This window comes from Pseudonocardia sp. KRD291 (genome assembly GCF_019263595.1).
Lineage (GTDB): Bacteria > Actinomycetota > Actinomycetes > Mycobacteriales > Pseudonocardiaceae > Pseudonocardia.
Genome location: NZ_JADQDD010000226.1, coordinates 1 through 10483, shown reverse-complemented (window position 1 = coordinate 10483; position 10483 = coordinate 1). Strand labels below are relative to the sequence as shown.

Sequence of the window (10483 nt, the reverse complement as noted above, 5' to 3'; positions counted from 1 at the left end):
TCCCTGCGGGTGTGGCGGGACCGGCTGCGTCGAGCAGTACGCGGGCCTACCGGCCCTGCTCTCCGACGCCGCGGCCACCGACCTGCCGGCGCTGCGGGCCGCGGCCCGTCGCGGCGACGCCTCGGTGACCGCCGCGCTCGAGCGAGCCGGCGCGACCCTCGGTGTCGCGCTCTCCTCGGTGATCAACGTCGTCGACCTGACGACGGTGGTCCTCGGTGGCACCTACGCCGAGCTGGCCGACAGTATGGTTCCCGCCGTCCGGGAGGAGATCGTCCGCCGCTGCCCGACGGTGGCGCCGGACCTGCGGGTGACGGCGTCCGCCCACGGCCCGCTGGCCACGGCGATCGGCGCCGCGCGCGCCGCCCTCGGCCAGGTCGTCGACGACCCCGACCGGTTGCTCGGCACCCGGACGGCGGAGGACCCGTCGATCGCCTAGAGGGTCCGGCGGGGCCGACGCCCCAGCGCGAGCGAGACCCCCAGCAGCGACAGGCAGATCGAACCCACGAGGATGTTGACCTCGACACCCCTGAACGTGTTGGCCGGCGAGTCGCGGAACTCCTGGTCGATCAGCGCAGTACCCGGGAATGCGGCGGCGCCGTACATCCCCAGCCAGGGTGCGGACAACATCGCCGTTGCCGTCAGCAGATTGTGGTCCGGGTCCCCGTGGGGGGAGTTCACCAGCCGCAGCCCGACGACGCCGAGCACCGCGCTCATGACGATGTACTGCGCGTTGTGGAACTTGGCGTGCGCAGGCCAACGCGGATTGCGCAGGTGCTGTCGGGCCGTCACAGGCAGCACGGCATCGACGACGAGCGGCCCGACGGTCGTCCCCGCTGCGATGAGGTGGGGAACGACCGGCCGTCAGGACGTTCCGGCTCGACGGGTGGGCACGAGTCCCTCGAGCACGGCCATCGCAGCGTCGTTGAGTGTCGCCAGGTCCGCCCCGCCGTCGCTCTCGACCCATTGGGCGTACGCGACCGAGAACACCTGGGTCCCCACGCGCGCGGCGAGACGGGCCGCCGTCGCCTCCACCCCGCGGCGCTGCAAGGCTTCGATGAACCCCATCGCGATGTGGTGCTGCTTGATCAGGTCACGTTCCAGCAGTCCCGGGTTGGCCGCGATCACGGCATTGCGCTGGCGTTGCATCTCCATGCCGGGACCGCTCCAGTCGAACTCGGCCAGGACCGCGGTCACGACGTGCAGCGGCTCCGAGACGTCGGGGGCATCGAGTGCTCCCTGTACGAGCGCTGCGCGTATCCGCTCCGACTCGGCGAACAGCACCTCGGCCTTGTCCGGGAAATACCGGAAGAACGTGCGGGTCGTGACACGCGCGCGGTCGGCGATCTCGACGACGCTCGTGCTGTCGAAACCTTGTTCCTCGAACAGCTCCAGGGCGGCCCTCGTCAGTCGGTCCGCGCTGCCCTGTTCCCAGCGGGGCATGGTCTCCACCCTACCGGCGTCATGTCGCGCCACGACACAGCTCGGTCCACGCCTGGACGGTGTCCCCGGCCGACGCCGCGCGCGTCGCCGCGACGACCGGGTCGTCGAGGACAACCTCATCCGAACCTGCCCCGAGCAACATCGGTGGGAAGGACGACGACGGTCCGTCCCGCAGCATGCCCGTCCTCGTTGTGCGCCTGCGCGGCCGCGGTGTCGACCAGCGAGAACGTCGTCTCGACCGGGATGTGCAGCGCACCTTCGACGTGCAGCGTGGCGGCAGCACGCAACGCGGCGGAGATGTCGGTGGGCGCGAACGACATCTGTGCTCCGAGCTCAGGAGCGGTGACATCCGCGATGGACACGACTGTGGACGGGTTGCCCGTGAGCTCGATGCAGTCCGCGATGACGCCCGAGCCGGACACGTCCAGCGCAGCGTCGACACCATTCGGCGCCAGCGCGCGCACCCGGTCGACGAGCCCGTCCCCGTATGTCGTCGCCAGCGCACCCAGCTTCCGGAGGTAGTCCTGATTGGCCGGGCTCGCCGTACCGATCACGGTGATTCCCTGCGTACGGGCGATCTGGACGGCGGCGGTGCCGACGCCACCCGAAGCGCCACTGACCAGCAGTGTGGCGCCGGGCTCGAGGCCGACCTGGTCGAGGATGCGGAACGCCGTCTCGACCGGGATCGGGTACCCGGCAGCTTCCTCGAAGGACAGGCTGTCCGGCTTCAGCGCCCAGGCATCGAGCACCGCCTACTCGGCGACGACGCCGGAGCCGATACCGAACACCGCGTCGCCGGCCTCGACGTCGGACACGCCGTCACCGACCTGGTCGACGACGCCGGACGCGTCCGACCCCGTACCGCTGGGCAACCGAACATCGAACATCTGCCGCATGTGACCTGCGCGGATCTTCCAGTCCAGACCGTTGACCCCGGCAGCACGCACCTCGATGCGAACCTGACCCGGCCCCGCGTGTGGCTCATCGATGTCGACGAGGGCAAGCACATCCGGCGGGCCGTACTGCTCGAACCGGATCGCCTTCATGACTTCCCCTCCCTGTTCAATGCCGTGACGATCCGGTGGCTGATCCGCCAGCAACCGTTGTGCCGGCGCAATACGACCTCTGGGGTGAAGATCTCTTCCAGACGGTCCAGATGTGCCCCGTCGAGAATGTGCCCGTGCAAGGAGAGGGTCTCGGTGATCTGTAATCGGTCGTCGGTACTCAACATGTGAGTCATCCGTTCTCGTATGAAGTCCGATCAACACCCCGCGGGCTCTTCCACGCCGATCTCGCCATGCTGTTGTCGCGGTGTGACATCACTGTAGCACTGATGTCGCGCCGCGACGTCAACCTTCTCTGGTTGGTGGAGTGGTGCGGACCAAGCAAGCGGCGGTGACCCGGCATGGTGGCCCCTCGCTCGATCCTCTGGCGATCCTGTTCGAGGATCAGGTGAGGAACTCGGTCACCGCCTTGGTGAACCAGTCGGCGTCCTCCTCGGCGACGAAATGCCCGGTAGGGGCGACCGTGCCCTGCACGTCGTCGGCGTGCGGGGCCAGGGCCTGGGCCGTGGAGGTGCCGGAGTGGGTGCTGCCGATGGCCAGGACGGGCATGGGCAGCTTCTTCTCGGCGAGCAGCGCGCGGTTCTCCCGTCCGTCCTCCAGGAGGGTGCGGTAGTGCGCGAAGCCGCCGCGCAGACGCTCTCGACCGGTGTACTCGCGTGCGTACGCGGCGAGGTCGTCGTCGCTGAAGGTGCCGGGGTTGGCCATGGCGGTGAACGTGGCGGTGAAGAACTCCAGTTCGTGGCCGTCGAGAAGCATCTCGGGCACGTGCGGGGTCATGAAGAATCCGAAGTGCCACATGCCGCCCTCGGCGACGTTCATGGCCTCCTCCAGGCCGAGGCCGGGCAGGAGGGCGTCGACGAGGACCAGGTGGGAGACGTCGGCGGGATGGGCGGCGGCCCAGGCGAGCGCGACCATGGCACCGATGTCGTGCCCGGCCACGGCCACCGGCCCGGCCAGCTCCAGCGCGTGCAGCAGGCCGCGCATGTCCTCGGCCTGGTCGGTCTTGGCGTAGCCGCCTCCGGGGCGGTCGCTGGCACCGGTGCCGCGCAGGTCGGGGACCACGACGGTGTGGTCGTGGGCGAGCGCCGGCATGACGCGGGCCCAGGCGCGGGAGGTCTGCGGCCAGCCGTGGAGCAGGACCAGGACCGGTCCGCTGCCGCCGACGGCGACCGAGAGGTAGGTGTCGTTGGCGGCGATCCGCTGGACGCGGAAGCCGTCGGGAAGCCAGTCGGGAGTGCTCACGAGGAGGCCCTTCCGTCGAGGTGGACGTGGTCGAGGTGTGTGCCGGGCGCCGCGAGACGACGCAGGCGGTCCTCGCCGACCATGGTCAGCATGTCGGTGTGCCGGGGTCGCCAGCCGAGTTCGTGCCGGGAGCTGACGACGCGGATCCGGCTGGAGGCGGCCATGACGAGGGCGCCGAACTCGCCCCACACCCCGGCGGCCTCCTCGGGGGTGACGCTGCGCGTCTCCACACCGAGGTCGGCGGCGACGCGTTCGGCGATCCAGCGGTTGGGCGCCTCGCCGGCCACCGCGTGGTAGAGCCCTCCCGGTCGGCCCTTCTCCAGCGCGAGGCCGAACAGGTGCGTCACGTCGTCGATGTGGACGTGGCCGTAGGTGTTCAGGCCGTCGCCGACGTAACAGGCCGCGCCGGTCAGGGCGACCGACCGGTAGATCATCGACGTGTGGCCGTGGTCGCCGGGACCCCAGATCAGACCGGGACGGACGACCATCGCACGCAGTCCCTCGGAGGCGGCGGCCAGGACCGTGTCCTCGGCGGCCTTGCGGAACTCGGCCAGCGGCTCGGGCGTGAACGTCTCGTGCTCGGCGTACACGTCCGGGCTCCAGGCACCGGCGGTGCGCTGCAGCAGTACCCCGCTGCCTGACAGGAAGACCAGCGTCGCGCCCGTCCCGACCAGCGTGCGAGTCAGGTCCTGGACGGTCGCGGTCTCCTGCTCCTGTCCGGCCTGGGCGGCGTAGACGACGGCGTCCGCCTGCAGCGCAGCCTCCAGGACGGCCGGGCGGCGCTCGTCCAGGTCTCCGGCGACCGGGGTGATGCCCCGGGCGCGAAGGTCGGCGGCGGCGGTCGCGGTGCGGGCCAGGCCGGCGACCGTGTGGCCCTCGGCGGACAGGTGGTGGGCGAGGGCGCCGCCGACGAAGCCGGTGGCACCGATGATGAAGATGTTCATGGCGCGCAACCTCTGAGGGGTCAGGACGGCAGGTTGCTGCGCTCGCCGCCGTCGGCGAACAGGACGGCACCGTTGACATAGGAGCTGGCGGGACCGGCCAGGAACGAGACGATCTCGGCGATCTCCGCCGGGCCACCGGCACGGCCGCGCGCGTTGGTCGCGTCCAGGACCGCGATGTGCTCGCCGAGCATCGCCCGGGTGCCCTCGGTGTGGACCGGGCCCGGGGAGACGGCGTTGACACGCACGCCGGATGCCCCGAACTCGGTGGCCCAGTAGCGGGTGAGGACCTCCACGCCCGCCTTGGACGCGCCGTAGGCGGCACCGACCGGGGCGGGCCGGCGAGCCGCATCGGAACCGACGATCACGATCGAACCGTGCCCGCGCTCGGCCATGCCCGGCGCGAGCGCGCCGACCAGCAGGAACGGGGCGCGGGTGTTGACCGCGATCTGCCGGTCGAAGCTTGCCGCGTCCGTCGCGGCGGTCGGGACGAACTCGTACAGGCCCGCATTGTTGACCAGGATGTCCACCGCCCCGGCCTCGGCGGCCAGGCGCAGCGTGTCCTCGGCGTCCGTGAGGTCGGCGGGGACGAACCGCGCGGCGCCACCCTCGGCCACGATCTCCTTCACCACGGCCTCGCCCCGCGCCTGGTCGCGCCCGTGCAACACAACCGTCGCGCCCTGGCGGGCCAGGTTCTCCGCGACGGCTCTACCGATCCCCGAGGTCGCCCCGGTCACGAGTGCGGTACGGCCCTGCAGGCCAGTGCTGGTGCTCAACGTCACTCCTGCGGTCGTGGTCATGGGACGCCGTGTGGATCACATACGCGACGCCGCTACCGAACCCACTATGCAGGACAGATCGTCTGTCGGCAAGAACATCTGTCGACGAGCTCATGCTGCTACGCTGCACCCGTGAGTGCGGCCATGCCCGGCGGGGGCGACATCGCGGGCTCGGGGCTGGACACCGATCTCGGCTGGGCCATCCGTCTGGTCTCCTCGGCGTTCCGTCGCGTGGCGACCGAATCCGTCGCCGACCTGCCCGGAGGCGCACGGGCCTACCTCGTCCTGGTCGCCCTTGCCGGCGGCGAGCCGCCCTCCCAGCTCGCCCTCGCCAAGGCGGTCAGCCTGGACCGCACCGTGATGACCTACCTCCTCGACGACCTCGAAGCCCACGAGCTGGTCACGCGCAGGCCCGATCCCCGCGACCGCCGCGCCCGCCTGGTCCTGATCACCGACACCGGACGGGCACGCCTCGACCAGGTGCGCCACAGCCTGGCCGTCGCCGAGACCCGCCTGCTCACCGACCTCGACGACCACGACGCCCACCAGCTGCGCACACTGCTGTCGCGCGTCGCCCGGACCGCACAACGCGACTCCGTCGCCCCCGACGAAGCAGACTGCTGACGCGCCAGTCGTCCGCGCTGCGGCGCCATGATCTATCTGTCTCGCCTGTGCCGTTCAGACGGCGAGGGGCGGGTCGTCGGGCGTCGCGGACCGAGCTGCCGGCACGGCGTCACTCGACACGGCACCGAGTTCGGCCAGCAACCCGTCCCGGAGCCGGAACTTCTGGATCTTCGTCGCGGACATCGGCCAGTCCGCGGTGAAGCGGACGTGGCGGGGCACCTTGTACTTGGCCAGCCCTCGCCGGCAGTACTCGACCACCTCGTCGGCGGTGACGTCAGCGCCCCGGCGCACCTCGACGAACGCGGCCGGGACCTCACCGTAGCGGGGGTCGGGGACTCCGACGACGCAGGCGAGCTGGATGTCGGGATGGGTGGTGAGGTAGGCCTCGACCTCCAGGCACCCGACGTTCTCCCCACCCACCTTGAGCATGTCCTTGATCCGGCCGCGGAAGGTGAGGTTGCCGGCCGCGTCGATCGAGGCCAGGTCGCCCGTGCAGAACCATCCTTCGGCATCGAAGCTCGCCGCGGTCTTCTGCGGGTCGTTGCGGTAGCCCTGGAAGAGGTTGAACCCGCGGATGTGGAGCAGCCCGCTCGCGCCCGCAGGCGCCACCTCGTCCGTCGCGGGGTCGCGGACCTGCGCCTCGACCCCGCTGAACGGCTTGCCCGAGGTGAACCGCTCTTCCGGTGGGTCGTCGAGCCGACCCATGATGGCCACACCTCCGGTCTCGGTGGAGCCGTAACAGCTGATCCTTGCTCTACCGCCGGGAGATCAGGCTGATCGACTGATCTCCCGGCGTGGAATCTGCACGCTTCCCGTCACGCGCGATCCGGGCAGGCCGGCACGCTCGTTCGGCTCACGTTCAGTGGGTGACGCATGTGCTCGGCCAACGTCTCGTTGCCCGACCGGAGAGCTCCCCCGATGTCGTCGTCGGTCAGGGCAGCCGGAAGCTCGGTGTCCCCGCCGCGGGCGTTGCGGTGTGGGTCTGCCGGTACAGGTCCAACCAGGGTGCCGGGGTCCCGGGGAGCCGTGCGTCCTTGGACGGGTCGTCGAGCGCGAGGTCGAGGCGAGCGCCCAGAACCGTCACCCGCTGACTCGACACCGCGGGCAGCCAGTCGTTGGTGAAGGGGACGCCGGGTCGGACCGTGCCGATGTCCACGGCAAGCGAGTGGCCCGCACCCAACGTCCAGTCCATGGACTTGAGCTGCAGCCGCGTGTCACCGGGGCGGAGCACCGAGACCTGCTGGTTGATCATGACGGCGTTGCCGTCGGGCGCGACGTCGTGCAGCCGGACCATGACGTTGCCGGCGCCCGGGGCGGTCACTGTGGCGGTCGGGGTACCCGTGAGCCGGGTGGGCGCCCCGACGGGCTCGGACCGTCGGGTGAACGCGGAGGTGGCTCCGTCGTCGGTGTAGGTGCCTCCGCCCAGGCGCACGGACGCGGTCCGGTCCGTTCGCGGCCAGCTCGCCTCGGCGCGCCAGGCGCCGGTGCTGTCCTCGACAACGACGTCGGGGTAGCGCACGGTCGGCGCCGTCCCTCTGAGGTGCTGATCGTAGAAGGAGAAGACCTCGTCGAACCAGCCTTCGCGACCGAGCTGGAGACGTCCGTCCGCGGTGCGCTCGCCACCGCGCTTGTGGTCCCACTGGCCCAACCATGCCCGTTGCGGGCCGTCGTGGTTGGCGAGGAACTCGGCCATGCCCTCGGCTTCGGTGTTCCACTCCAGGAAACCCTGCGTCAGGAACAACGGCGTGGTGGTGCCTCTGGCCCGCTCCGCGAGATTGCGGATCGTCCAGGTCTGCGCCTTCGGATTCGGCTCCATGTATGAGGCCGAGTTGAGAATTGGACACTCCGGGTGCGGCCCGGCGGGGGTGTCCCACGCGGCGTTCGCCCGGTAGCGGGGGTCGTCGTCGGGCATCTGCGGCTGTGTGGCGACGGTGTTGTAGACGGTCGGCACGGACACGACCGTCGAACGGGGCACCCCGCCGGAGCGCATGTTCCGCTGGATGTCCCAGATCGGTTCCTGTGCGATCACCGCCTTCAGCGCCGGATGCCGCAGGTTGTTCCCGACCAGAGCGGTCACACCGTCGAGCGACTTGCCATACATTCCCACCGAGCCGGTGGACCACGGCTGGGCCGCGGTCCAGTCGAGCGCTGCCGTGACGTCGGCCTGGTCGGCGGGCCCGCCGAGTGCCTCGGCGCATCCGGTGGAGCCGCCGAAACCGCGCGAGTCGACCATGACCAGGGCGTAGCCCCGCTCGAGCAGGCCGCCCTCAGCGATCAGGTCCGCGAAGCGGGCTGAGGGCCCGGTGTGCGGGAGTCCTTCGACAGTGAGCTGCCCGGAGTGTCCGAAGTAGCTGCCCGCCGACAGCACGACCGGCACCTTCGCGCCGGCGGGCAGATCCTCGGGCAGTAGGACGTCTGCGTGCAACTCCACGCCGTCGGCGGTCGGGAAGTAGTGCTGGGTCCACCGCGCTCCTTCGGGGACGCGGTCGTTCTGCGCGTGTGTGACCGGCTCCGTGTCGAAGGCGACGGCGGCGGACGGCGCCGCGGCGACGTCGCTGCAACCGGTGAGCAGCGCCAAGGACAGGACACCCGCGGTCAGGACCGTCCTCACGGCGATCCCCGATCCCGGAGCCTTCGGCCCGCGCAGCGGTCGGCCGTATCGGGTGATCATCTCGGTGTGCGCTTCCTCAGTGGTCATCGGGTTCTCCCGTGGTCTGGGGCCGCCCACCGCTCGGTCGGCGGCTCGGTCTCGTTCCGGCGGGAGCTCGTACCCGACGGACCGCTCGTGGTTCGGTGGCGGTAGGTCAGTCGCCGGATGAGGGCCTCGGCCGGTCCGCGCCGTCCGCTGCGGTGCAGAAGGCCGGCGACGAGCACGGTCGCCACCCACGCCGCGACGCCGATCCCGGCGGCCGTCGCCGCGCCGAGCTCGCCGTGCAGCCCGACGAGCGACGGTTCGGTGAGCACCAGCCACACCGGGGACTGGGCGATGTAGAAGGTCATCGACCGCCGTCCGCAGGCCACCAGTGCCGTAGTGACCCGGCCGCGCCGGTTGCCGACCCGGACCGCGACGAGTGCGATCGTCGCCGCGTAGGCGAGGCCGCCGGCGATGCCGGTCGCGCTGAACAGGGCGAACCCGGCGGCGACGACGGTCGAGGACTGCGGGTGCCAGACGTCCACCGCCTGCAGGGTGACCGGCAGTGCCCCGAGCACGGCCACCGGGAACCCGATCAGCGCCACCCCGCGCAGGAGCGGCCGGAACCTGCCGGGCTGCTCCAGCAACCGCATCCGCGCGGCCCAGATACCGATGAAGACGGGTGCCGCCGCGGCGATCGCGGCGACCGGCAACACCGGGAGCGCTGTCATCCGGACCAGCGCGCTCTCGATCAGGGTCGCCCCGACCGGCAACGGCGGTTCGGACCCGCCCCCCAGCTGGATCACCGCGGCCAGCGCGGCGCCGACGACGAGAACCACCGCCGCGGCCGCCCACAGCCTGCGCCCGGACCAGGCCACCGCGCCGGCGAACAGCAGCGAGATCACCCCGTAGGAGCCGATCACGTCCCCGCTGTAGAGCAGCACGACGTGTACGACGCCGAACACGATCAACCAGAAGCCACGCCGGCGGATCAGTCGTCGGGCCCCGGCCGGATCCCCGCCGGGGCCCGAGTAGCGCCGGGTCATCTGCACCAGGCCGTACCCGAACAGGAATCCGAACAGCGGCGCTGCCCGGCCGTCCACCAGCGATGTCAGCAGCGCCTGGACCGCGACGTCGAGCGGGCCGCCGCCGGCGGGGGCGTTGTAGGCGTTCCCGCCCGCGTGCAGCATCCGCGAGTGGGCCAGCGCGATGAGCAGCAGCATCACGCCGCGCGCGAGGTCGGGGGCCAGTAGGCGCTCGCTGTCGGGGGTCGGGGCGACCGGCCCGGGAACGGACGGGCGTGCTCTCGTCATGCAATCGACGCTAGGCAGGCCGTCCGGCTACCCACATCAGTCGAACGACCGGCGCCGTCCGACCGAAGACGGAGCAAGCAGCACCGTCCGTGTGCACGAGTCAGGGACCTGCGAATGCGCGGCAGCGCTTCGTGATCACTCCGGGTGCCTTCAGGCGAACCTCGACGCCGCCGGAGGCGAGGCGACGGCCGCCCGGCGAGCTGCCGCGGTGCTCGCCGAGACCCATCCCGGGGACCGCTGTGAGCGATCCGGATGCGCTCACGCACTCGCATCGCACTCACAGGGAAAATTCGATCATGAACGAGACGATCACCGAGAACCGCAGCGGCGGAGCCGCATCCGCGGCTGGCCGGCCGTTTCCGTGGGTGACCCTCGGGACGTGGGTGCTGGGATCTCCGCACGTCGTGCGCGTCCGCCGAGCCGCGACTGCAGACTCGGATACTGGGAC

General features: G+C 71.1%; 10 protein-coding genes and 1 pseudogene. 2 read left to right on the top strand and 9 right to left on the bottom strand.

Going from position 1 to position 10483, the window contains the following annotated elements; all coding sequences use genetic code 11:
- Positions 1-436 (top strand): ROK family protein (locus I4I78_RS24475; RefSeq protein ID WP_218613832.1); only part of this gene is annotated, 436 nt, incomplete at its 5' end.
- Here the strand turns inward: I4I78_RS24475 and I4I78_RS24470 are convergent.
- The 6 genes and pseudogenes from I4I78_RS24470 to I4I78_RS24445 form a co-directional block, all read right to left on the bottom strand.
- Complete coding sequence (locus I4I78_RS24470) at positions 433-840, bottom strand: DUF6640 family protein (protein WP_308252331.1); 408 nt, start codon at positions 838-840, stop codon at positions 433-435. The genes I4I78_RS24475 and I4I78_RS24470 overlap by 4 nt on opposite strands.
- A gap of 21 nt (positions 841-861) precedes the next feature.
- Positions 862-1440 (bottom strand): TetR family transcriptional regulator, encoded by a 579-nt coding sequence (locus I4I78_RS24465; protein ID WP_218613830.1) that lies wholly within the window; start codon positions 1438-1440, stop codon positions 862-864.
- A gap of 116 nt (positions 1441-1556) precedes the next feature.
- Positions 1557-2486, bottom strand: a pseudogene (locus tag I4I78_RS24460) (NADP-dependent oxidoreductase).
- A gap of 402 nt (positions 2487-2888) precedes the next feature.
- A complete protein-coding gene (locus I4I78_RS24455) occupies positions 2889-3746 on the bottom strand; it encodes an alpha/beta fold hydrolase (RefSeq protein WP_218613829.1) in 858 nt (285 codons plus the stop codon).
- Positions 3743-4690, bottom strand: coding sequence for an NAD-dependent epimerase/dehydratase family protein (locus tag I4I78_RS24450; protein ID WP_218613828.1), 948 nt, complete (start codon positions 4688-4690; stop codon positions 3743-3745). Before I4I78_RS24450 ends, I4I78_RS24455 begins: the two co-directional genes overlap by 4 nt.
- 20 nt (positions 4691-4710) lie before the next feature.
- Positions 4711-5463, bottom strand: a complete 753-nt coding sequence (locus I4I78_RS24445; protein ID WP_226380357.1) for an SDR family NAD(P)-dependent oxidoreductase — start codon at positions 5461-5463, stop codon at positions 4711-4713.
- 135 nt (positions 5464-5598) lie between these two features.
- Here I4I78_RS24445 and I4I78_RS24440 point away from each other — a divergent pair, with 135 nt between their 5' ends.
- Positions 5599-6090, top strand: a complete 492-nt coding sequence (locus I4I78_RS24440; protein ID WP_308252327.1) for a MarR family winged helix-turn-helix transcriptional regulator — start codon at positions 5599-5601, stop codon at positions 6088-6090.
- Between the two features lie 54 nt (positions 6091-6144).
- Here I4I78_RS24440 and I4I78_RS33955 read toward each other — a convergent pair whose 3' ends face one another.
- From I4I78_RS33955 to I4I78_RS24425, 3 genes are all read right to left on the bottom strand, one after another.
- Complete coding sequence (locus I4I78_RS33955) at positions 6145-6837, bottom strand: AMP-binding protein (protein WP_308252330.1); 693 nt, start codon at positions 6835-6837, stop codon at positions 6145-6147.
- 184 nt (positions 6838-7021) lie between these two features.
- The gene (locus tag I4I78_RS24430; protein ID WP_226380355.1) at positions 7022-8788 is read right to left on the bottom strand and encodes a CocE/NonD family hydrolase; all 1767 of its coding nucleotides are present in this window, start codon (positions 8786-8788) and stop codon (positions 7022-7024) included.
- Entirely contained in the window at positions 8785-10035 is a 1251-nt protein-coding gene (locus I4I78_RS24425; RefSeq protein ID WP_218613826.1) for a DUF418 domain-containing protein, read from the bottom strand. Before I4I78_RS24425 ends, I4I78_RS24430 begins: the two co-directional genes overlap by 4 nt.
- Between the last annotated feature and the right edge of the window lie 448 nt (positions 10036-10483).